Here is a 21,495-nt window from a genome sequence, read left to right on the forward strand (position 1 = left end):
CGCTTTGTTTCCGCCGACCATTTCGTCTGACGTCTTACAAGGGACGCGCCCGCGTAGAATAGCCCGCGAGCCCCTCCAGCAAGAGACAAAAGTGAATACGACTTTCCACCAGGAAAGCACCGCCGCAGCCGCGGAGACAAACACGTCGCGAGGCATCGCCCTGCTGACGTTCGCATTCATCCTGAGTCAGTTCTATCGAAGCTGCCTCGCCGTTATCGCGCCCGAACTGCAGCATGACTTCGGACTGTCCCCGGCGGGATTTGGCGCGCTATCTTCCTGCTTCTTCCTCGCTTTCGCCGTCGCGCAGATCCCCGTAGGCATCGCCTTCGACCGCTACGGCGTAGGCCGCCCCACGGCCGTGCTGCTCGGTGTCGGCGCCGTGTCGGCAATCGGTTTCGTGGTCGCGCCCAATGCTGGCATGGCCATGCTGGTGCAGATGGGCCTTGGGCTGGCCTGCGCGCCGGTGTTCATGGGCCTGCTGCACTATGCGTCGGAACAGCTTTCGGAGCGACAGTACATGCGTGTGGGCAGCCGCTCGAATGCGCTGGGCATGATCGGGGCACTTTGCGCCACGGCCCCGCTGGGCTGGGCTTCGCAGCATGTCGGCTGGCGCCCCGCCATGGCACTTGCGGCGGTCTGCATGGTGGTCGCGTGCTACGGCGTATGGCGTTTTGTTCGTGATGACGGTCACGAGCAGGCGCGTCAGGCGCCCATGAGCGCGATGCTGGTCGAGAGCGGCAAGCTGCTCGGATACTGGCCGCTATGGACGCTGATTCCGCTATGCGTGGCGATGTCCGCCGGCACCGGTTTTCGTAATGCATGGAGCGGTCCGTATCTGGCCGATGTGTTCGGCCTCCAGGCCGGCACGCGCGGGATGGCGCTGATGCTGCTGAGCCTGGCAGGCTTTCTCACCGCGTTTGCGTTGCCGGTGCTTGTCCGCCGCAGTTCGCTCAAGGCGGCGATTGGCATATGGGGATGCCTGGCGACCGCCGGTGGTATCGCGCTGACGATCTGGCCCGATGCAGGGGTGGCCAGCGGCGTTGGCATGATGGCGCTGCTGTCGACGATCGGCATGCTCCATCCGCTGGTGATGGCGCAAGGGCGTGCGTTGATTCCCGCGCCTGCGCGTGGCCGGGGTCTCGGTCTGCTCAACACGTTCGTGTTCCTGGGCTCGGCGCTCACGTCGTGGGGATTCGGCCTGATTGCCAACGTCGGTCATCTGCGCGACTGGCCCGTGGCCCATACCTACTCGGCGATCTTTCTCTCCGCCGTGGTGGTGGTGGCGCTCTCACTGGTGCCGTACTACTTCAGCCCTATATCCGCGCCCGCTGCGAAGTCGTAGTGGACTCGCGCATGGCGCTCCCCCTCGTTAGCGTGGCGTCATGCGTTTGAACATGGCGACGCGCTCGCGCGTGCATGCCCATTCATTTGGCAATTCAGGGTCAATCCCAACACCGCGTTACGTAACGTCGTAACACGGCATCGCTGAAAAATCACCCTACGGACAATGTTCAGACATTGCGTGTTCCGGCCGGAAACGCGCATGGCATCGCCGTTTCCGGGAAATCCGCACGGACATGCACCAGATTGGCACACCGATTGCAGAGCAGGGCTCGCTCAAATCGCGAGCGACAACACCAAGAAGTCCTGCTTCTGGAGAAAGAACGAGCCATGAGAATGAACACGATCGGTTATCTGTCCCTTGCCGCATTGCTCTGCGTCGCGGCCTGCGGAGGCGATGGCAGCGGTGGCAGCAGCAGTAGTGGCAGCGCCAGTACAGCCGGCACGCAAACGACTTCCCAGCAGCCAACGGCTACTGGCTCCGTCACGATGAGCATTCCCTTGAAGAATGGCGACGGCAATACCGTGCGAACGCCGACGGCCTTGGGCAGCCAGTCCGGCACGACGCTCAAGCCGACCTTTGTCGACGGCGGTAGCAATGGATACGTGAAGGTGTTCTTTGATGGCGTACAGGTTGCGGCATTCCCAACCGCAAACCTGCCGTCCGGCCCCGGACCGAGCGGCAGCGCGAATCTCGCCAACGGCGGCAGTTTCTCGTATCAGTCGACCATCAGCTATGTCCGCAATCAGCCCGTTGCCACGATTGCCGCCACCTACGCCACCGTGCCCGGCACGCACAAGATCGGCGCCGTCCAGGTCAATGGGCCATGCGCGTCGAGCGATCCCTGCATCCCGAACAATGAAGGCTATGTGCTGGCGCAGGGAGAAACGGCGGCGTTGCTTCAGCCGGGTCAGAACGCGGATGTGTCGCTCTATCTTCGTGGTGTCATGCAGTCGGCGTACATCTGTGACTATCCTGCCTGCAATGGCAGTGGGCTGACTGTGGACCAGGATGGCTACTACCATCTCTACGTTGTGGTTGCCGACGAGAACGGTACGGCCATCACGCACCAGGTGGATGCCAGTGGCAGCACGATTCCGTTCGACAACAGCTACTACGCGATTGTCGAGACAGGCAACAGCCTCCTGGACATCCGGACGGAAGCCGGCAAGCCGATCGGCGGGCAGTCGCTCTATACGCCTGGCAGCGACCGGCAATCCGACAATGGCGGCAGCTACGGTGTGGCGATCAAGGTGAAGTGCAACGCTGCCGGCACGACGACGCTCATTGCGCAACTCGGCCCGGATGGTGGTAAGTCGATTGCCCCGATCGCAGGCTTTGCCGCGACCTCGGGTACGAACTATCCGACCGCCAACATGGCTCTCGGATCGGTAGGTGCAGACCAGTACTTTGGCAACCAGCTCAGCCTGAGCTGCAATGGGACCGGAGCCCTGACGGTTCAGTAGTCGTTTCGTGTGTCCACCCCGAGGACCCAAAGCCGTGACCGCCGGACTTGCTGCCAGCCGTCACGGCTTTATTGCCATTCGCCAGCGCGGGTGCATTGCGCCCGCAATTCGCATAATCCCTGATTTCTCTCAAGTTCCGGTACTGACTGCCGTTAGCTTTCCCCATGTCCGTTCGAGCGCATACCCAGTTGCGCCGCAGGCAAAGCAGTGATCGGCCGCCACCGGGCGCGGTCAGTCAGCCGCCAACCAGTCAATCAGGTAGAAGAAGGCATGAAGAATCTTGGTATTGGTGTACGCCTTGGCATCGGCTTCGGCGTGGTCTTGCTGTTGTCCACATTCATGACGGTTCTGGGCGTGCTGCGTCTGGAAGATGTCGCGGGCCGCACGCACGCGATGATGCAGCAGCCGCTCGCCAAGGAGCGCATCGTCAGCGACTGGTATCGCCTGATGTACGCCAGCGTGCGCCGTACCACGGCCATCACGCGCAGCAGCGATCCCTCGCTTGGCCAGTTCTTCGCCGCAGAGACCAAGACCTCGGCCGAGACGATTGCCGCGATGCGCGACAAGATAAAGCCGATGCTGACGTCCGACGCGGAAAAGGCGTCCTTCGAGCGCATTCTGGTCGTACGCAATCCCTACAACGAGTCGCGCGACAAGATCGCCAAGCTTAAGCAGGAAGGACAGGCCGAGGATGCCGTCAAGGTGCTGGAGAACGAGTTCGTGCCGGCCGGTGATGCCTACCTGGCTGAGATCCAGAAGCTGCTGGACATCCAGCGCGCGTCCATCGACGCCACGGCCGAAGAGATCAACCGGATCTACGAGAGCGCGCGCAATGGTTTGATCGCGCTTGGCGTGATCGCATTGGCAATTGGTGTGGCATTCGCATGGTGGCTCACCATCGGCATCACGCGCCCGTTGCATCGTGCCGTTGGCTTTGCCCGGACCGTGGCTGCTGGCGACCTGACCGGCCGCATCGACGTGGACAGCCGTGACGAAACCGGCCAGCTCCTGGCAGCGCTGCGCGAGATGAACGAGAACATCCTTGGCATCGTCAAGGAAGTGCGCAAAGGCACCGAGGCGATTGCCACCGGCACGAGCCAGATTGCCGCCGGCAATACCGACCTTTCGCAACGGACGGAAGAGCAGGCATCGTCGCTGCAGGAGACCGCGTCGAGCATGGAGGAACTGACCAGCATCGTGCGCCAGAACGCCGACAGCGCGAAGCAGGCCAGCGGCCTGGCGGTCAATGCCTCCGACGTGGCCACGCAAGGCGGCGAGGTGGTGGGTCAGGTGGTGCACACGATGGACGAGATCAATGCCGCCTCACGCAAGGTGGTCGAGATCATCTCGGTGATCGAAGGCATCGCGTTCCAGACCAACATCCTGGCGCTGAACGCGGCAGTTGAAGCCGCGCGCGCCGGGGAACAGGGCCGGGGCTTTGCCGTAGTGGCGGGTGAGGTGCGCAGCCTCGCGCAGCGCAGCGCGACGGCGGCCAAGGAGATCAAGTCATTGATCGGAGATTCCGCCGATCGCGTCGAACGTGGCTCGCAACTGGTGGCGCAGGCTGGCCAGACGATGGAAGAGATCGTCAGCGCGGTGAAGCGCGTGACCGACATCATGGGCGAAATCAGCGCGGCGTCGGTCGAGCAGAGCGCCGGCATCGAGCAGGTCAATCAGGCCGTGACGCAGATGGACACCGTCACGCAGCAGAACGCGGCGCTGGTGGAACAGGCTGCGGCGGCCGCGGGATCGCTCGAAGAGCAGGCCCAGCGGCTCAAGGAAGCGGTGGCGACGTTCCGCCTGGCCGCCTGACGTCCCCCGGCTATCTCGCTATTTGGTTCTGGGTGGCACGATCGTGCCACCCGATTCCGCTGCCTGCTGCGTGTGCCGCATCTGCGGCATCATGTTGCTGTTCAGGTGGAACATCACCCATAGCGATCCGGTCAGCGTGATCACGACCAGTGTCAGCGTGAACATCAGGGAAAGCATGTTCCAGCCGCCTTCCGACTTGGCGTTCATGTGCAGGAAGTAGATCATGTGCACCACGATTTGCACCGCGCCGATCAGCAGGATGGCGATGGCGGTGGTGGACGATTTTTCGAACACCTTGCCCATCACCAGCCAGAACGGCACCGCTGTCAGGAACACCGACAGCACGAAGCCCGTCAGATAGCCACCCAGCGTGGCGTGCGGCCCCACTTCCTCTTCGTGCTCGTGGCCATGCCCGTGGCCGTCCATCGCGTGGTCTTGCGCGCTCATGGCAGCGACCCCATCAGGTAGACAAAGGTAAAGACGCCGATCCACACGACGTCGAGAAAGTGCCAGAACATCGACAGGCACATCAGCCTGCGCTTGTTCGCCGTGATCAGTCCGTGCCGCGCCACCTGCGTCATCAGGACGATCAGCCAGATGATGCCGAACGTCACGTGCAGCCCGTGCGTGCCCACCAGCGAAAAGAACGACGTCAGGAAAGCGCTGCGTTGCGGGCCGGCTCCCTCATGGATCAGGTGCGCGAACTCGTAGAGTTCCACCGTGAGGAACGCCGCGCCGAACACGCCGGTGATGGCCAGCCAGATCTGCGTGCTGGCGACACGGTTCTGCTGCATCTGCAGCATGGCGAAGCCATACGTGATCGACGATATCAGCAGGAACGAGGTGTTCAGCGCCACCAGTGGCAGCTCGAACAGCTCGGCGCCGCTCGGTCCCCCCGCGTACTCGCGCCCCAGCACCCCGTAGGCGGCGAACAGGCACGCGAATATCAGGCAGTCGCTCATCAGGTAGAGCCAGAACCCGAGCAGCGTGCCGTTCTGAGGATGTACCTCCTCGGTCAGGTAGAACTGATAGCCGCCGGGGGGCGCTTGGTCCGCATCGGCCGTGCCGTGCGCGTGCAGGGGTAGGGTCGTGTCAACCATGGCCGGCCATCAGTTGGGTGCGCGCCGCTTCAGTCCGGACCACCTGCTCTGCCGAAATGTAGTAGTCGCGCTTGTAGTTGAAGGTATGGATGATCGCTGTAATGATCGTGGCCGCGAACGACGCGATGACCAGCCACCAGATGTGCCAGATCAACGCGAAGCCGCATATCGTGGAGAGCCCGGCCAGTACGATGCCGGCCGCCGTGCCCTTCGGCATGTGGATCGGGATGAAGCCCTGCTCCGGTCGCTGGAAGCCGTTGTGTTTCATGTGCCACCAGGCATCGGTGTCGTGCACGACCGGCGTGAATGCGAAGTTGTACTGAGGCGGCGGCGACGAGGTCGACCACTCGAGCGTGCGGCCGCCCCAAGGGTCGCCGGTGGTGTCGCGAAGCTCCTCGCGGCGCATGAAGCTCACCACGAGCTGGATCAGGAAGCAGGCGATGCCGATGGCGATCAGCAGCGCGCCGAACGCGGCGATCTGGAACCAGATCTGCAGCGACGGATCGTCGAAATGGTTCATACGGCGGGTCACGCCGAGCAGGCCGAGCCAGTACAGCGGCATGAACGCGAAGTAGAAGCCGACGAACCAGAACCAGAACGACGCCTTGCCCCACGATGACACCAGGCGATAGCCGAATGCCTTGGGGAACCAGTACGTGATGCCGGCCATCAGCCCGAACAGCACGCCGCCGATGATCACGTTATGGAAGTGGGCGATCAGGAACAGGCTGTTGTGCAGCGAGAAGTCCGCCGGAGGCACCGCCAGCAGCACGCCGGTCATGCCGCCGATCACGAATGTGACCATGAAGCCGACCGTCCACAGCATCGGTGGCTCGAAGCGGATCTTGCCGTGGTACATCGTGAACAGCCAGTTGAAGATCTTGGCGCCGGTCGGAATCGAGATGATCATCGTCGTGATCCCGAAGAACGAGTTGACGCTGGCGCCGGAGCCCATCGTGAAGAAGTGGTGCAGCCAGACCAGGTAGGAGAGCACGGTGATCACCACCGTCGCATAGACCATCGACGCGTAGCCGAACAGGCGCTTGCGCGCGAACGTGGCCACCACTTCCGAGAACACGCCGAATACCGGCAATACCAGGATGTAGACCTCGGGGTGACCCCAGATCCAGATCAGGTTCACGTACATCATCGCGCTGCCGCCCTGATCGGCCGTGAAGAAGTTCGTGCCGGCGTAGCGATCCAGCGCCAGCAGCGCCAGCGCGGCGGTCAGTACCGGGAAGGCGGCGATGATCAGCACGTTCGTGCACAGCGACGTCCACGTGAAGATCGGCATCCGCATCAGCGTCATGCCAGGGGCGCGCATCTTGACGATGGTGACCAGCAGGTTGATCCCTGATAACAGCGTCCCCACCCCCGCTATCTGTAGCGCCCATATGTAGTAATCGACGCCGACGTCGGGACTGTGGAGAATGCCCGACAGCGGAGGATAGGCCAGCCAGCCGGTGCGCGCGAATTCGCCCACGAACAGCGACATCATGACCAGAATCGCGCCGCCCGTCGTCATCCAGAAACTGAAGTTGTTGAGGAACGGGAATGCCACGTCGCGCGCGCCGATCTGCAGCGGCATGACGAAGTTCATCAACCCGGTGACCAGCGGCATGGCCACGAAGAAGATCATGATCACCCCGTGCGCGGTGAAGATCTGGTCGTAGTGGTGAGGTGGCAGGAACCCGGCGTTGTCGCCGAACGCGACGGCCTGCTGCATCCGCATCATGACCGCGTCGGCAAAGCCACGCAGCAGCATCACGATGCCCAGCACGATGTACATGATGCCGATCTTCTTGTGGTCGATGCTGGTGAACCACTCTCGCCAGAGATAGCCCCACGCGCGGAAGTACGTCAGCAGCGCCACCAGTGCCAGTCCGCCTATCGCCACGGCGGCGAAGGTGGCGATAAGGATCGGCTCATGGTAGGGAATGGCCTCCCATGACAGTCGGCCGAAAATCAGGTTGGCGAGTTCGGAGCGCTCGGGCATGTTTGTCACCTGGGCCTGTGTTGGCCAAAATTGACCGATGAAGATTGGCGGGAACCGGGAAAATGGGGGCGAATCCCCGCTTCACCGCAGCAGTCGTCTACCGTCGTTGAGCACGACGTCCGGCGCAAACAGCGGCGAATCGACCGGTGTGTTGCTTGCCGTGCAGATTTCGCCGGACGGGTCGAACTTGCCGCGGCTGCGATCGAGCGCCATGGTGTCGGCCATGCAGGCGCCGCCATCCACGCAACGGTTCAGGATCAGGTCGTAGAGCTCGGGCGCCACGCTCGCATAGCGCTGCACCGGCTCACGTTCGCTGGGCTGGGCCAGCTTCAGGTAGACGTCCTTCGACAAGGTGCTGCCCGATGACTTGGCCTGCGCGATCCAGCGATCGAAGTCCTCGCCCGACATGCCGTGGAACTTGAACCGCATATGCGAGAAGCCCGCGCCACTGTAGTTGGACGAGAAGCCGTCATAGACGCCGGGTTTGTTGATCACTGCATGGAGCTTGGTTTCCATGCCAGGCATGGCGTAGACCATGCCGGCCAGCGAAGGCACAAAGAAGGCGTTCATCACCGAGGTGGCGGTGATCCGGAAGGCGATCGGGCGATCGACCGGCGCGGCCAGTTCGTTCACCGTGGCAATGCCTTGTTCGGGATACAGGAACAGCCACTTCCAGTCCAGCGCCACGACTTCCACCGTGAGCGGTTTCACCTCGGCGGAAACGGGGCGACCTTCGTCGAGCCGTGTCAGTGGCCGGTAGGGATCGAGCTGATGGGTGCTGACCCAGGTCACCGCGCCGAGCGCGATGATGATCAGCAGCGGTGCGGCCCAGATCGCCAGTTCGAGCACCGTGGAGTGGTCCCACTCGGGGTTGTACGGGGAATCGGGGGCGCTCTCTCGGTATCGCCACGCGAACAGCAACGTGAGGAAGATCACCGGGATGATGATCAGCAGCATCAGACATGTGGCGATGATGATCAGGTCACGCTGGCGCATGGCCATATCGCCGGATGGCGAAAGCAGCACAGCATTGCACCCGGCCAGACTCGCCAATAGCGCGATTGCGGTACAACGCAAAAGCAACCTTCCCGTCACCCTGATGGGTGTCACTGCTGCATCGAAGCGTGGCATGGTCTCGGAAGTGGCGTCTGGTTAACGTCGCATTGGGGTGGCCCCAACGATCTTTCGATTTCCAGTTGCAGTTTAGGCGCTATTCTTGTGATTGCGGGACTTTAAGTGCAGTACGACATCCTCCTCTCGCACATCAAGGAGACTCCACGATGGCCAGTCTGTCCCACCAGCATCGCGCGTCGCCCACTGCACCTCCGGCTCCCGGTCATCATGACGTGGCGCCAGCCGAGATCGCCACAGGCGTGGTGATCGGGCGCGCCTCCGAATACTTCGACTTCTTCACGTACGGCATCGCCTCGGTGCTCGTCTTCCCATCGGTCTACTTCCCGTTCGCGAGCGAGCTGGCCGGTCTGCTCTACAGCTTCGCGATCTTCTCCTTCGCATTCATCGGACGGCCGTTTGGGACGACGCTGTTCATGCGAATCCAGCGGCGCTGGGGCCGCGGCATCAAGCTGACGGCCTCGCTGTTCCTGCTCGGCACCGCCACGGTGGGTATCGCGTTTCTGCCGTCATACGCGTCGATCGGCAGTTCGGCCATCTACCTGCTGGCGCTGTTCCGTTTCCTGCAGGGCATTGCCTTCGGTGGATCGTGGGATGGCCTGCCGTCGCTGCTGGCCCTCAATGCGCCGGAAAACAAGCGCGGGTGGTACGCGATGGTGGGGCAGCTTGGCGCGCCGACTGGCTTCATCGTGGCGGGTGCGTTGTTCCTGTTCCTGCGCTCGAGCCTGACGCCGGAAGAGTTCATCGATTGGGGGTGGCGGTATCCGTTCTATGTGGCCTTCGCCATCAACGTGGTGGCGCTGTTCGCGCGGCTGCGCCTGGTGGTCACGCATGAATACACCCGACTGCTCGAGGAGGATGAACTCGAGCCGATCAGCACGCTGCAGATGGTCAATGCGCAGGGCTTCAACATCTTCCTCGGCGCGTTCGCGGCGCTGGCCAGCTATGCGCTGTTCCACCTCGTCACCGTGTTTCCGCTGTCATGGGTGAGCCTGCACAAGACGCAGAACATCACAGACGTGCTCGCGGTCCAGATCGTGGGTGCGGTCATTGCGTTCATCGGCACGTTGATCTCCGGATGGCTTGCCGACCGCATCGGCCGGCGTACCACGTTGGCGACAATGGCCGTGTTGATTGGCATCTTTAGCCTGTTCAGTCCGTGGCTGCTCGATGGCGGCGCGACCGGTCAGAACCTGTTCATCCTGATCGGCTTCGGTCTGCTGGGGTTGTCGTATGGGCAGGCGGCCGGCGTGGTGACGTCGAACTTCGAGACCCGCTATCGCTATACGGGCGCCGCGCTGACGACCGATTTCGCGTGGCTGTTCGGCGCCGCGTTTGCGCCACTGGTGGCGCTGGGACTGTCGTCGCTGTTCGGTCTGGTCGCGGTTAGTCTGTATCTGCTGTCAGGAGTGGTGGGAACGCTGGTGGCGCTGCGGATCAACCGTGCGCTGGGGACCCCCGACGACTGACCTCATCAAGCGCAAATGCCACGAACGCGCGCGCCGCGGCGGTGCGATAGGCGCCACGCCGTTGCAGTAGCGCGGCATGGCGCGGTGGCAGCGGTAGTTCCAGCTTGAGGACGCGCAGATCCGGATGTCCGGCGGCAATGGCCGCCGGCAGCACCGTGGCGTGGCGTCCGCTGCGCACGGCGTCAAGCACGGCGCTGACCGAGTTGGCCTCGAAGGTGATGCGCGGCTCGATCCCTAACGCCCCGAAGTAGCGGGCGATATAGCCCCGCGTGGCAAATTCCCGCGTCAGCATGGCCATGGACTGCGCCGCGAGCACGTCGGCGCGCAGTGCCGTGCGTCGCCGTGCCAGCGCGTGTGTGGCGCCGACCATGTAGGCCAGCGGTTCCTCCATCAACGGTGTGGCGTCCAGGTCGGGCAGGTGGATATCGTCGAAGGCGATGCCGATATCGACCTCGTCATCGGCCAGCAACGGTTCCACGCGCTCTTGCGGCATTTCGCGCAGACTCAGTGTGATATTCGGATACGCCGAGTTGAACGCCACGATCAGCGGCGCCACCAGATAGGGCGTGAACGTCGGCGTGATCGCCAGCCGGAGGTTGCCGCGCGTGAGTTCTCCCACGTCATGGATGGCGCGTCGCCCCGCTTCGAGGTCCTGCAACGCGCGGCGTGCGTGCACGTAGTACGCCTCGCCGGCGTCAGTCAGTCGCACGGTGCGGCCGCTGCGATCGAACAGCGGCGCGCCGAGTGATTCCTCGAGCTGGCGGATCTGCTGCGACAGTGTCGGCTGCGAGACATGGAGTGCCTCGGCCGCTCGGGTGAAGTTGCCGGCGTCGGCGACGGCCAGGAAATAGCGAACGTGGCGCAGCAGCATGGTGGTAACTATTGGTGTTGCCAATGACGAGGATAATAAACCGGTCTTTGACCCAATAGCTGTTCGCCGCCATGCTGGAGCCATCCAGTGACGATGGAGGCGTCGGCGTGAAAGATCTGATCCAGGGCATTCTGAAGTTCCAGCGGGAAGAATTCCCGAAGCGGTCGGCGCTGTTCAAGCACCTGGCCACGCAGCAGAATCCCAAGACGTTGTTCATCGCGTGTTCGGACAGCCGCGTCGTGCCGGCGTTGCTGACGCAATGCGAGCCCGGGGAGCTGTTCGTGATCCGCAACGCCGGCAATATCGTCCCGGCCTATGCGGTGCAGCCCGGCGGCGTGTCCGCCAGCGTCGAATACGCGGTGGCGGGGCTCAAGGTGCGCGACATCGTGATCTGTGGCCATTCCGATTGCGGGGCCATGACGGCCGTGGCCACCTGCCAATGCCTGGACCACATGCCTGCTGTCGAAGAGTGGCTCGAACATGCCAGCGGCGCCCGGCGGATCAGTCTGGCCCGTCCGCACGCATCGGACCGGGCACGGGTGGACGACATGGTGCGTGAGAACGTGATCGAGCAGCTTGACCACCTGCGGACGCATCCGTCGGTGGCGCAGGCGCTGGCCGAAGGGCGTGTCGACCTGCATGGCTGGGTCTACGACATCGAAACCGGTGAGATCGATGCCCTCGAGGGACGTACGGGGAAGTTCGTGCCGCTGCGGGAACAGCCTGATGTCACCGCCACGCTGGAGCGGGCTGCCTGACGCCAGGGTTTGGCAGGTATCAGCGCGAGGGCGATTGCGCAGGCGCCGCGCGCAGCACGCCTGCGGCGATTTCGCGCATCAGCTCATCGACGGTCTCTAGCTCGGCCTCGCCCAGGCCGGCGGGCGCGCGGGCGGTGCCCCAGTCACCATAGACCATGGCGATGCAGCGATTGCGGATTCTCACCGGTGCCAGCAGGATCGACCGCGCGTCGGGAATCGCATCGCGATACCACCGTGGCAGACGGCGCGCCACTTCGGCGTCGGTCGTGTCCTCCACCAGCAGCGGCTTGGACGCCAGCGCGGCAAAGTGGAACACGTCGGGCACGAAGCCTTCTTCGAAAGACAGCGCGGACAGCCTTTCACGCATTCCCTCGCCGAAGCCCAGCCGCGCGTGAAAGTGCCGTGTCGAGGGGTTCAGCATCATCAGGAAACAGCGCGAGAAGTCCAGCGCGCGCATCGACGATTCCAGCACCATCGGCGCCAGTTGCGATACCGTCCGGCCCGCGCCTTCGCGCTGCACCTCGGCGATGCCTTGCCGTAGTCGCTCCAGGACGTTGTCCGGGCGCGCGCCGTGGGCAAGTGTTGCCGCATCCTGCGCCGGCGATTCGGATTCGACGATCGACGCATTGAGCACCTCGGCCTGGCGCACGGCCACGGAGACGTCGCTGGCGTCCAGGCCGAGCACCTTCGCATGGGACAGCAGCAAGGCCTCGACCGATGCCTGATTGCCGTCGCGCACCATCGTGGCCGCGGCCTGTGCGGAGACCTGCGCGATGGCGGCGAGCCAGTCGGCATGGGTTTCCAGCACGGTATCCGTGGACAGCGCGCGCGGCTTCATGGCGTGCGCGATCAGACCCGGGAGCCGCCATTTGCGCGCGGCCGCCTCGGCGATCTCCACCATCGACACACCGAGCACTTCCTGGCAGGCCTCGTTCTCCGTCATCGGATGCGCGGCGCACATGGCCTCTACGCGCTCCCATTCTTCGGGGAAATAGAACACGATGAGCAGCCGGCTCATATGGTGCATCAGCGTGCAGACGACGGCTTCCTCGCCCTCGTTGATGCCGCGTGCCTGGCTCAGCGCCCGCGTGATCTCGCCGGCCACCAGCGCGCGTTGCAACGCACGCGTGGCCTGCGGGCGATTCGGCGCCACGCCGTGGAAGTAGTCGAGCAGCTGGATGCCGAGCGTCAGGTGGCTGATCGCCTCCACGCCCAGAACGAGGATCGCGCGCGAGACGGTGGTCACCTCGCCGCCGAATGATCGGTACATGGCCGAATTGGCGAGCCGGATCACCTTCTGCGACAGGCTGAAATCCGACAGCACGCTCGTGGCCATCTCGCCGACGGTGAGGTCGGCGTTGAGCGTCTTGAAGATGTTGTCGACACAGTACTGGAGCGTCGGGAAGTCTCCCTGCTGCGCCATCCGTGCCCACAAGGTCTCGAAGAAATCGGACTTGGACATCAGGACACCCGTGGCGCGAAGACTTCGTCCTCGCCGACCACGAACCTGCCGTCGATCACGGCGCTCTCGAAATCGGCGGCGGCGACGGCGCGCGCAAAGAGCCATCCCTGCACAAGGTTGCAGCCCTGCGCGGCCAACAGCTTGTTTTGGGCATCGGTTTCGACGCCCTCGGCAATGGCGACGAGACCAAGTTCGCGTGCCAGCGACAGCACGGCCGACACGATGGTCCGCGCGTGCGGTGAATCGACCATGTCGGCGACGAAGCTGCGGTCGACCTTGAGGGCCGACAGCGGAAAGCGGCGCAGATACGACAGGCTCGAATAGCCGGTGCCGAAATCATCGACGGCGAAGCGGATGCCGAGCGCACGCAGCGAAAGGAGCAGTTCCTCGGCCGCCTTCGGATCGGTCATCAGCGCGCTTTCGGTGATTTCCAGCAGTAGCCGGTCGGCGCCGATGCCCGATTCCTGGATCGCATTGCGGACACTGTCGAAGAAGCCCGGATGCAGGAACTGCACGGCTGACACGTTGACCGACATATGGCCTACATGGATACCCAGCGCATCCCAGGCGGCGAGCTGCGCGCAGGCGCAGCGCAGCGCCCAGGCGCCAAGGTGCTTGATCAGACCGTTCTTCTCGGCGACGGGAATGAACACATCGGGCCGGATATCGCGGCCAGCGTGCTCCCAGCGCATCAGTGCTTCCACGGCGCAGACTTCACCGCTGCCAGGCCAGACGATCGGCTGGTAGTGCAGCAGGAATTCGCCGTTCTGCACCGCTTCGAACATGCTCTGCTCGATCTGGAACTGTTCGTCCAGGCGGCGATCCAGTTCAGGCGAGTAGATGCAGTAACGGTTCTTGCCGAGCGCCTTCGCCTCGTACATCGCCAGGTCCGCGCGGCGCAGCCATTGCGACTCCGATTGCGCCGAACCGTTCGAGAAGGCCAGGCCGATGCTGGTGGTGATGCGCACCTGGCAGCCGCCCAGCAGGAAGGGCTGGCGGCAGACATGGATCACGCGCTCGAGGACCCGGATGGCGTCCGCCTCGGACTCCATGTCATCGAGCATCAGCACGAATTCGTCGCCACCCAGCCGCGCCACGCTTTGGCGCGTGCGGACGGTGTCCTGCAGGCGCGTGCCCACTTCCTTGAGCAGCGCATCGCCAAATTCGTGGCCGAGCGAGTCGTTGACGTTCTTGAAGCCGTCCAGATCCATCAGGGCAACCGCGAACGGCTGGCCCGCGCGGCGGCCGGACGTGTATTCCTCGATCCGCTTGCCGATGTAGGCGCGGTTGCCGACACCGGTCAACGGATCCAGGAAGGCACGCTCGGTCAGGTCTCGCTCCGACTCTACCCAATGCGTGATGTCTTGGCCGAACAGCAGCAGGCTCGGCGCATCGTCGGCATCGCGGTGGTAGCTCACGCGCAGATCGAGCCAGTTGGGCCCGCCGATACCGCCGGCCACGCGCACGCGCTCGCGGCGCATGGCCTGGTCCTGCGCGCAGCACGTCAGCAGCATGGCCACGCGTTCGCGGGACTCCAGCGCGATGATGTCGAGGATCGAGGTGCGCAGCAGGTATTCGCGCGGATAGACCAGCAGTTCGGCGGTGGCTTCGGTCGCTTCGAGGATGCGTCCCTGCATGTCCACGCGCATGGCCAGCGCGCCGGAGGCCTCCAGCAACGCCAGGGCCTCGCCGTAGGCAGGGCCGGCATCAGGCCGCCTGCGATCGGCAGGCTCCGGTGCCAGAGCAACATCGTATGCGAACGCGGTCATGTATCTTTCAGCCCTGAGCCCAATGGGCGCATGGCTGATATCGGTTGGTTTCTTGTGATCTTTAGGGTTGGATACCCGCGGTAACGCCAGTCCGTGGCTAACCCGTGCCCGGAACATGACCTCTGGTGCTGCCGCCGTCATATGAATGACATCGGCGATTCTAATACGAGCCGACATCGGGCTGAGTGTGACGCGGGAGGGGGCTGATGACAGTGGGCACGACTACAACACGCGCATCGCCAGTTGAAGGCCAGGCTTGTGTCGGGATTGACATAGTCGTGGGAAATCCGTGACACTCATTCCCATGTCCAGTTTCGCCATCCGCATCGCCGCAATTATTCGCACCATTCCGAGAATGGTGGGTTAGCGCGCGTCCGAAACAGACATCAATAACCCGCCCAACGAGGCGGGTTTTTTTATGGCCGCCTCCAGGGATTTTCAGAGATTTCCCCTCAAGAATGGAGTCGCCATGCCGTTTACTCGTCCCCTTGCCGTGCCCCAAGCCGTTGCGCCGGGCCAGTCGTTCGATGCCGAGCCGTTTGAAGCGGCACACGACGCCTGGAGCGACGCCGACGATTACCTGAGGCGCATCCTGACCGCGCGCGTCTACGACGTGGCACGGGAGACCGCGCTGGAGGCGGCGCCGACCTTGTCCGCGCATCTCGGCCACCGCGTCTGGCTCAAGCGCGAGGATCACCAGCCCGTGTTTTCGTTCAAGGTGCGCGGTGCCTACAACAAGATGGCCAGCCTGCCGGCCGATGCGCTTGCCCGTGGCGTGATCACGGCCTCGGCCGGCAATCACGCGCAGGGCGTGGCGCTGGCCGCGGCCCGGCTTGGTGTGCGGGCGATCATCGTCGTGCCCCAATCCGCGCCGCAGGTGAAGGTGGACGCGGTGCGTGCCCACGGTGGCGGGATGGTGGAAGTCGTGCTGGCCGGCGAGTCCTATTCCGATGCCTTCGACCATGCGCTATCCCTGCAGCAACAACACGGAATGACGTTCATCCCGGCGTTCGACGACCCTGACGTCATCGCCGGGCAAGGTACCGTGGGCATGGAGATCCTGCGGCAGCATCGCGGCCCGCTTGATGCCGTGTTCGTGCCGATCGGCGGTGGCAGCCTGGCAGCGGGCGTGGCGGCATATGTCAAGGCGGTCCGGCCGGAAGTCCAGGTCATCGGCGTGCAGACGGAGGATTCCTGTGCCATGGCGCGTTCGCTGGCCGCTGGCGAACGGGTCACGCTCGATACCGTGGGATTGTTCTCGGATGGCACGGCGGTCAAGCGCGTCGGAGAAGAGACATTTCGGCTTTGCCAGAAGTACCTTGATGGTGTGCTGACGGTGGATACCGATGCGCTCTGCGCGGCGATCAAGGACGTCTTCCAGGACACGCGCAGCCTGGTGGAGCCGGCCGGCGCGCTGGCCGTGGCGGGGCTCAAGCAGTATGCGGCGACGGCGGGCGACGCTTCGCTGGCGCTGGTCGCGATCACATCGGGCGCCAATATGAACTTTGACCGCTTGCGCATCGTGGCGGAGCGGGCGGAAGTGGTTGGCGCCGCGCGATGATGGAAGGGGAGGCCGATGATCGCCCAGAAGTTGTCGTACAACTGCGGTGCTTTCGGGCAGAATCAGGGGTGGCACTCTTCCCAGCCACAAGACATTGGAGACATCGAGCATGACAAAGCAGGCAAAGGTCGCACTGGTCACGGGCGCGGCGCGCGGTATCGGCAAGGCAGTGGCGCAGGCGATGCTCGCGGACGGATATCAGGTCGTGCTGGCCGGTCGCACCGCCGAGACGTTGGAAGCCCTGGCCGCGCAAGCCACGGCTGCGGGCCAGACCGCGCTGGCCGTGCAGTGCGATGTGAGTGATGCCGCCTCGGTCGACGCGTTGTACGGCAAGATCCGCGAACGCTTCGGCCGGCTCGATGTGCTGTTCAATAACGCAGGCATCAACGCGCCGGGTGTCAGCATCGACGAACTGTCAGTCGAGCAGTGGAAGGCGGTGGTCGATACCAACCTGACCGGCGCCTTCCTGTGTGCGCGCGGCGCGTTCATGCTGATGAAATCGCAGGACCCGCGTGGTGGCCGCATCATCAACAACGGGTCGATCTCGGCCCACGCGCCACGGCCGAATTCCGTGCCCTACACGGCCACCAAGCATGCGATTACCGGATTGACCAAGAGCCTGTCGCTCGATGGCCGTCCCTGGGACATCGCCTGTGGTCAGATTGATATCGGCAACGCGGGTACCGACATGGCCAACCGCATGGCGCGTGGCGTGCCGCAGGCCAATGGCGAGATCCGCCCGGAGCCGTTGATGGATGTGGCCCACGTTGCCAGCTCGGTACTGCATATGGCCAATCTGCCGCTGGAAACCAATGTGCAGTTCATGACCGTCATGGCGACCAAGATGCCGTTCGTGGGACGCGGGTAATTCGCTGAGGCGGAATCTAGGCGATCCCCCTCTCGCTCGACCGAGAGGGGCGGCCCGTCAATGGGGGCTACCGTGCCGGCCGGCCATGAAAGCCGCCGCATCGGTTGCGGTCATGCCGCGGTTGTCGCGTGCGTTGGGGTCGGCGCCATGCGCCTTGAGTATGTCGACGATGTCCGTGCGCTGGAACATCGCGGCGGTCATCAGTGCCGTGCGGCCGTCAGGCGAGACGCCTTCGACGTCGGCACCATGCTCGAGCAGGATCTCGACGATTTCCGTGTAGCCCTTGTAGGCGGCTCCGGCGATCGGCGTCTGACCCATCGCATTGCGGATGTCGGGCGAAGCGCCGACTTCCAGCAGCGTGCGCAGCGCGTTCGCGTGGCCGTGGTAGGCGGCCAGCATGACGAGGGTGTCGCCTTTCTCATTACGCAGGTTCGGTGGCATGCCGCGTTCGATCAGCGCCGCGAGCGCCACGGCGTCGCCATTGCGCGCGAGATCGAACACCTGGCCCAGCGCGGCGATCATGCGCGCTTCATCTTCCGCGGACATCGTGGCTTGAGGCTGTTCCATCATCATTTTCCTGTCTCGGACGGTTTGTTCGGGATTTTCTGAGTCGTTCCGCCCGTGCCTCTCCCGAGGGCGGGAGAGGCACGGGTAGTGGGGACTTACTTGGCCTCGATCATCTCGATGGCTGCCGCGACACCCGCACCATAGGCGGGGTCAGCCGCCGTGCAATGCTTGATGTGGGTCTGCTGGATGTGTTTCGAGACACCCTTGATCGAGCGGGCCGTGTTGTCGAACAGCGCTTGCTGCTGCGTCGGCGACATCAGGCGGAACAACGCGCCGACCTGCGAGAAGTAGTCGCCGTCCTCGCGATGGTTCCAGTGGTCGGCGGTGCCTTCCAGCGTCAGCGGCGGTTCGCGGAAGTCGGGTTGCTCGGCCCACTCGCCCTTCGTATTGGGCTCATAGGCGATGGCGGCCCCCCGGTTGCCGTCGACGCGCATCGTGCCGTCGCGGTGATAGCTGTTGACGTACTTCGCGGCTTTCGGCGAGTTCACCGGAATCTGGTGATGATTCACGCCGACGCGATAGCGCGCGGCGTCGCCGTACGAGAACAGACGGCCCTGCAGCATCTTGTCGGGCGAGAAACCGACGCCGGGAACGATCGTCGACGGTGCGAACGATGCCTGTTCGACTTCGGCGAAGAAGTTGTCCGGATTGCGGTTCAGTTCCAGCACGCCGACTTCGATCAACGGGTAGTCTTTCTTCGGCCAGATCTTGGTCAGGTCGAACGGGTGGTAGGGGACCTTGCTGGCTTCGGCTTCCGGCATGATCTGCACGCAGAGCTTCCAGCGCGGGAAATCGCCACGTTCGATCGATTCAAACAGATCGCGCTGGTGATATTCGCGGTCCTGGCCCGTGATCTCCGCGGCTTCCTCGTCGGTCAGGTTCTGGATGCCCTGCTGGGTGACGAAGTGGAACTTCACCCAGAAGCGCTCCATGTTGGCGTTGATGAAGCTGTAGGCATGGCTGCCGAACCCGTGCATATGACGCCAGGTGCGTGGGATACCCCGGTCACTCATGACGATCGTGACTTGGTGCAGGGCTTCGGGCAGGCCGGTCCAGAAGTCCCAGTTGCTTTCGGCGCTACGCATGCCCGTGCGCGGGTCGCGCTTCACGGCGTGGTTCAGGTCGGGGAACTTCAGGGGATCGCGCAGGAAGAAAACCGGGGTGTTGTTGCCCACCAGGTCCCAGTTGCCTTCCTCGGTGTAGAACTTGATCGCAAAGCCGCGGATGTCGCGTTCCGCATCGGCAGCGCCGCGCTCGCCGGCCACCGACGAGAAGCGCAGGAACAGGTCGGTTTTCTTGCCAACCTGTGAGAACAGGTTGGCGCGCGTGTACTTGGTGATGTCATGCGTGACCGTGAACGTGCCGTAAGCGCCGGCGCCCTTGGCGTGCATGCGGCGTTCCGGAATCACTTCACGGTCGAAGTGGGCAAGCTTTTCGAGGAACCAGACATCCTGGAGCAGGGCGGGGCCACGCGGGCCGGCGGTCTGAACGTTCTGGTTATCGACAACGGGCGCGCCAAATGCGGTCGTGAGCTTATTCATAGTCATTCCTTGATGCAGTCGTGCGATCCGGAGGGGTCGCGTCTGGACATTTGTGGGACGGAATTGCCGCGGCTCGTGGCCGCGTCATCGAGTGCGCCGGGGAACTGACTCGCCGGCAGGAGTTGCAGTCAACTATCGCAGAAGGGGTCGTTCAAGTCATATCGTATTGATCAATGGCCGCGATAGTGCACAGACTTTTCGAGCGGGCCATTAAGTGGTTTACGTCTGGGAAGGGCTCCGCTTTCTCGCATTTTTCGGATCAGGTCAAATTCTGTGCTCGGCATTGACAGGAAATTGACGTGTATCAGTCGATTCTTTGCAGTGTCTGGACGGCAGGCTGAATAGGCTGAAAGCAGGACAACTACGACCATGCCGCACCATGTGGATCGTCTACCGTTTTGGCCTTGCCGCCATTGCCTTGATCGCCCTGATTGCGCTGTTCGTGTGCCAGTACCGGCTATCGGCCAGGCTGGCGCGCCGCGAAGCAAAGCTCGATGGGCAGCAGGCGCATGAGGAACCCGGCGCTATTGAATCGTGAGGCGCGGCCCGTTCAAATGCGACGCGCGCTCGACCTGAATCCTCCCTGTGGCAGGTTTTCCGTGCCTTTTCAGGCTGCGTTCCTATCCTTACAAGGTGAAAATCATGCGCAGGAGATGACATGCAAGCGAGGTTTGCGCGCGGCATCGCGCAGACGCCACTGACGGTGGCAGCCCGGGAATTTCCGCTGGCGGAGGAGGCCGCCATGCCCGAGGTTGGCGACCTGGTGACCGTCTTCAGTCAGGATCTGGTGACGGAGTTCAGCATCCGGCTGAACGCCGCGGCGGGGCCGGATCTCTGGTACGGCGTGATCTACGCCATCAGCCGGGGAACCGAGATGCTCGTCGTCGCGGAGGGGCTCGAGCTTGACGATGTGGTCAGCGTCAGGCGGCAGGAAGTTGCGTCCGTCATCAAGGCGGACAGCCAGCATTGAGAATCGGCAGCCAGGTGTGGGACGGCGGCAGGCGTTGCCGCCGGGGGGCTGCTGCGGGTATGCTGCGCGTGCATTCGTATGCCAGAAACCGTAACGCCCGCCCCCAGCCAGCAAGTCGCCGTTCCCATGTCCTCGCCCCTCCCCGTACCTGCTACCACTCGCCAGTTCATCGCCGGACCTGCCGGTCAGATCGAAGTTCTCGTCGATACGCCGGCCGCTGCGCCGATCGGCGTTGCCGTGGTGGCGCATCCGCATCCGTCCCAGGGCGGTAACGCCGAACACAAGATTCCCCAACTGCTTGCGCGCATCCTGCAGGCGCATGGTTTCCTGGCATTGCGGCCGAACTATCGCGGCGTTGGCCAGAGCGAAGGGGAGTACGACGAAGGGAACGGCGAAACGGACGACGTGCTGGCCGTGATCCGGTACGCGCAATCAGCGAATGCGGGGCTGCCGCTGGCATTGGCTGGATTCTCGTTCGGCGCTTTCGTCCAGGCGCGCGCAGCCGAGGTGCTCACCGCCGCGGGCGAGTCGATGGCGCACTTGATGCTGGCGGGAATGCCCGCTGGCGCGTTGTCCGACACGCTGTCCTATGACACGCCGACGGTCCCCGCCCACACGCTGGTCGTGCACGGAGAGCGCGATGAGCGGGTACCGCTGGTGAACGTTTTCGACTGGGCGCGACCGCAGGAACTGCCGGTGGTCGTGGTACCGGGCGCCGGACACTTCTTCACGGGGAAACTGCCCGGCCTGCGCCGCGTGGTGGAGAGCTATCTGCGGCGGCCCGCCGAGTGACCGGCTGATCGGTAGTTACT

General features: G+C 63.7%; 18 protein-coding genes and 1 pseudogene. 10 read left to right on the forward strand and 9 right to left on the reverse strand.

The window, feature by feature from the left end:
• Nucleotides 1-91: 91 nt before the first annotated feature.
• The 3 genes from K6G35_RS20800 (at nucleotide 92) to K6G35_RS20810 (ending at nucleotide 4,620) form a co-directional block, all read left to right on the forward strand.
• Nucleotides 92-1,342 (forward strand): MFS transporter, encoded by a 1,251-nt coding sequence (locus K6G35_RS20800; RefSeq protein WP_008643169.1) that lies wholly within the window; start codon nucleotides 92-94, stop codon nucleotides 1,340-1,342.
• A gap of 335 nt (nucleotides 1,343-1,677) precedes the next feature.
• Nucleotides 1,678-2,808 carry a hypothetical protein gene (locus K6G35_RS20805; RefSeq protein ID WP_035882747.1) on the forward strand — a complete coding sequence of 377 codons (1,131 nt, stop codon included), beginning with the start codon at nucleotides 1,678-1,680 and terminating at the stop codon, nucleotides 2,806-2,808.
• 270 nt (nucleotides 2,809-3,078) lie between these two features.
• Nucleotides 3,079-4,620, forward strand: coding sequence for a methyl-accepting chemotaxis protein (locus K6G35_RS20810; protein WP_008643177.1), 1,542 nt, complete (start codon nucleotides 3,079-3,081; stop codon nucleotides 4,618-4,620).
• 18 nt (nucleotides 4,621-4,638) lie between these two features.
• On the opposite strand, the gene cyoD is transcribed toward K6G35_RS20810, so the two are convergent.
• The 4 genes from cyoD to cyoA form a co-directional block, all read right to left on the reverse strand.
• Nucleotides 4,639-5,067 (reverse strand): cytochrome o ubiquinol oxidase subunit IV, encoded by a 429-nt coding sequence (cyoD, locus tag K6G35_RS20815; protein ID WP_008643179.1) that lies wholly within the window; start codon nucleotides 5,065-5,067, stop codon nucleotides 4,639-4,641.
• Nucleotides 5,064-5,720, reverse strand: a complete 657-nt coding sequence (gene cyoC / locus K6G35_RS20820) for a cytochrome o ubiquinol oxidase subunit III (protein WP_008643180.1) — start codon at nucleotides 5,718-5,720, stop codon at nucleotides 5,064-5,066. Before cyoC ends, cyoD begins: the two co-directional genes overlap by 4 nt.
• Complete coding sequence (cyoB, locus tag K6G35_RS20825) at nucleotides 5,713-7,716, reverse strand: cytochrome o ubiquinol oxidase subunit I (RefSeq protein WP_008643182.1); 2,004 nt, start codon at nucleotides 7,714-7,716, stop codon at nucleotides 5,713-5,715. The genes cyoC and cyoB overlap by 8 nt, the downstream gene beginning before the upstream one ends.
• 81 nt (nucleotides 7,717-7,797) lie before the next feature.
• The gene (gene cyoA, locus K6G35_RS20830; protein WP_040010907.1) at nucleotides 7,798-8,847 is read right to left on the reverse strand and encodes a ubiquinol oxidase subunit II; all 1,050 of its coding nucleotides are present in this window, start codon (nucleotides 8,845-8,847) and stop codon (nucleotides 7,798-7,800) included.
• A 149-nt stretch (nucleotides 8,848-8,996) separates the two neighbouring features.
• Between cyoA and K6G35_RS20835 the strand changes: the two genes are divergently transcribed.
• Nucleotides 8,997-10,316 (forward strand): MFS transporter, encoded by a 1,320-nt coding sequence (locus tag K6G35_RS20835; RefSeq protein WP_008643186.1) that lies wholly within the window; start codon nucleotides 8,997-8,999, stop codon nucleotides 10,314-10,316.
• Here K6G35_RS20835 and cynR read toward each other — a convergent pair.
• Nucleotides 10,285-11,187, reverse strand: a complete 903-nt coding sequence (gene cynR / locus K6G35_RS20840; RefSeq protein ID WP_008643188.1) for a transcriptional regulator CynR — start codon at nucleotides 11,185-11,187, stop codon at nucleotides 10,285-10,287. The genes K6G35_RS20835 and cynR overlap by 32 nt on opposite strands.
• 107 nt (nucleotides 11,188-11,294) lie before the next feature.
• Between cynR and K6G35_RS20845 the strand changes: the two genes are divergently transcribed.
• A complete protein-coding gene (locus tag K6G35_RS20845) occupies nucleotides 11,295-11,945 on the forward strand; it encodes a carbonic anhydrase (protein ID WP_008643190.1) in 651 nt (216 codons plus the stop codon).
• 19 nt (nucleotides 11,946-11,964) lie between these two features.
• Here the strand turns inward: K6G35_RS20845 and K6G35_RS20850 are convergent, their stop codons facing one another.
• Together K6G35_RS20850 and K6G35_RS20855 are read right to left on the reverse strand one after the other, a co-directional pair.
• Entirely contained in the window at nucleotides 11,965-13,407 is a 1,443-nt protein-coding gene (locus K6G35_RS20850) for an HDOD domain-containing protein (protein ID WP_008643192.1), read from the reverse strand.
• Nucleotides 13,407-15,176, reverse strand: coding sequence for a putative bifunctional diguanylate cyclase/phosphodiesterase (locus K6G35_RS20855; RefSeq protein WP_008643193.1), 1,770 nt, complete (start codon nucleotides 15,174-15,176; stop codon nucleotides 13,407-13,409). The genes K6G35_RS20850 and K6G35_RS20855 overlap by 1 nt, the downstream gene beginning before the upstream one ends.
• A 469-nt stretch (nucleotides 15,177-15,645) precedes the next feature.
• Here K6G35_RS20855 and ilvA point away from each other — a divergent pair.
• Nucleotides 15,646-16,734 (forward strand): annotated as a pseudogene (ilvA, locus tag K6G35_RS20860) (threonine ammonia-lyase, biosynthetic); the annotation flags it as partial.
• 112 nt (nucleotides 16,735-16,846) lie between these two features.
• Nucleotides 16,847-17,605: an SDR family oxidoreductase gene (locus K6G35_RS20865; protein ID WP_008642642.1), complete on the forward strand. Its 759-nt coding sequence runs from the start codon at nucleotides 16,847-16,849 to the stop codon at nucleotides 17,603-17,605.
• 57 nt (nucleotides 17,606-17,662) lie between these two features.
• On the opposite strand, the gene K6G35_RS20870 is transcribed toward K6G35_RS20865, so the two are convergent.
• Nucleotides 17,663-18,151 carry an ankyrin repeat domain-containing protein gene (locus tag K6G35_RS20870; RefSeq protein ID WP_152564933.1) on the reverse strand — a complete coding sequence of 163 codons (489 nt, stop codon included), beginning with the start codon at nucleotides 18,149-18,151 and terminating at the stop codon, nucleotides 17,663-17,665.
• Between the two features lie 116 nt (nucleotides 18,152-18,267).
• Nucleotides 18,268-19,713 carry a catalase gene (locus tag K6G35_RS20875; protein WP_008642635.1) on the reverse strand — a complete coding sequence of 482 codons (1,446 nt, stop codon included), beginning with the start codon at nucleotides 19,711-19,713 and terminating at the stop codon, nucleotides 18,268-18,270.
• Between the two features lie 379 nt (nucleotides 19,714-20,092).
• Here K6G35_RS20875 and K6G35_RS20880 point away from each other — a divergent pair, with 379 nt between their 5' ends.
• From K6G35_RS20880 to K6G35_RS20890, 3 genes are all read left to right on the forward strand, one after another.
• Nucleotides 20,093-20,251: a hypothetical protein gene (locus K6G35_RS20880; protein ID WP_008642634.1), complete on the forward strand. Its 159-nt coding sequence runs from the start codon at nucleotides 20,093-20,095 to the stop codon at nucleotides 20,249-20,251.
• 120 nt (nucleotides 20,252-20,371) lie between these two features.
• Nucleotides 20,372-20,683 carry a hypothetical protein gene (locus K6G35_RS20885; RefSeq protein ID WP_008642633.1) on the forward strand — a complete coding sequence of 104 codons (312 nt, stop codon included), beginning with the start codon at nucleotides 20,372-20,374 and terminating at the stop codon, nucleotides 20,681-20,683.
• Nucleotides 20,684-20,809: 126 nt separating this feature from the next.
• The gene (locus tag K6G35_RS20890) at nucleotides 20,810-21,475 is read left to right on the forward strand and encodes an alpha/beta hydrolase (RefSeq protein ID WP_495676954.1); all 666 of its coding nucleotides are present in this window, start codon (nucleotides 20,810-20,812) and stop codon (nucleotides 21,473-21,475) included.
• The last annotated feature ends 20 nt before the right edge of the window (nucleotides 21,476-21,495 follow it).

The organism is Cupriavidus sp. HY129 (genome assembly GCF_059492215.1).

What these genes read in the sequence shown, in the direction of transcription:
- K6G35_RS20810 (WP_008643177.1), top strand. Translation starts at nt 3,079, where the DNA reads ATGAAGAATCTTGGTATTGGTGTACGCCTTGGCATCGGCTTCGGCGTG.
- K6G35_RS20855 (WP_008643193.1), bottom strand. Translation starts at nt 15,176, where the DNA reads ATGACCGCGTTCGCATACGATGTTGCTCTGGCACCGGAGCCTGCCGAT.
- K6G35_RS20805 (WP_035882747.1), top strand. Translation starts at nt 1,678, where the DNA reads ATGAACACGATCGGTTATCTGTCCCTTGCCGCATTGCTCTGCGTCGCG.
- cyoC (WP_008643180.1), bottom strand. Translation starts at nt 5,720, where the DNA reads ATGGTTGACACGACCCTACCCCTGCACGCGCACGGCACGGCCGATGCG.
- K6G35_RS20890 (WP_495676954.1), top strand. Translation starts at nt 20,810, where the DNA reads ATGTCCTCGCCCCTCCCCGTACCTGCTACCACTCGCCAGTTCATCGCC.
- K6G35_RS20870 (WP_152564933.1), bottom strand. Translation starts at nt 18,151, where the DNA reads ATGTCCGCGGAAGATGAAGCGCGCATGATCGCCGCGCTGGGCCAGGTG.
- K6G35_RS20835 (WP_008643186.1), top strand. Translation starts at nt 8,997, where the DNA reads ATGGCCAGTCTGTCCCACCAGCATCGCGCGTCGCCCACTGCACCTCCG.
- K6G35_RS20875 (WP_008642635.1), bottom strand. Translation starts at nt 19,713, where the DNA reads ATGAATAAGCTCACGACCGCATTTGGCGCGCCCGTTGTCGATAACCAG.
- K6G35_RS20865 (WP_008642642.1), top strand. Translation starts at nt 16,847, where the DNA reads ATGACAAAGCAGGCAAAGGTCGCACTGGTCACGGGCGCGGCGCGCGGT.
- cyoA (WP_040010907.1), bottom strand. Translation starts at nt 8,847, where the DNA reads ATGCCACGCTTCGATGCAGCAGTGACACCCATCAGGGTGACGGGAAGG.
- cynR (WP_008643188.1), bottom strand. Translation starts at nt 11,187, where the DNA reads ATGCTGCTGCGCCACGTTCGCTATTTCCTGGCCGTCGCCGACGCCGGC.
- K6G35_RS20850 (WP_008643192.1), bottom strand. Translation starts at nt 13,407, where the DNA reads ATGTCCAAGTCCGATTTCTTCGAGACCTTGTGGGCACGGATGGCGCAG.
- cyoD (WP_008643179.1), bottom strand. Translation starts at nt 5,067, where the DNA reads ATGAGCGCGCAAGACCACGCGATGGACGGCCACGGGCATGGCCACGAG.
- cyoB (WP_008643182.1), bottom strand. Translation starts at nt 7,716, where the DNA reads ATGCCCGAGCGCTCCGAACTCGCCAACCTGATTTTCGGCCGACTGTCA.
- K6G35_RS20885 (WP_008642633.1), top strand. Translation starts at nt 20,372, where the DNA reads ATGCAAGCGAGGTTTGCGCGCGGCATCGCGCAGACGCCACTGACGGTG.
- K6G35_RS20880 (WP_008642634.1), top strand. Translation starts at nt 20,093, where the DNA reads ATGTGGATCGTCTACCGTTTTGGCCTTGCCGCCATTGCCTTGATCGCC.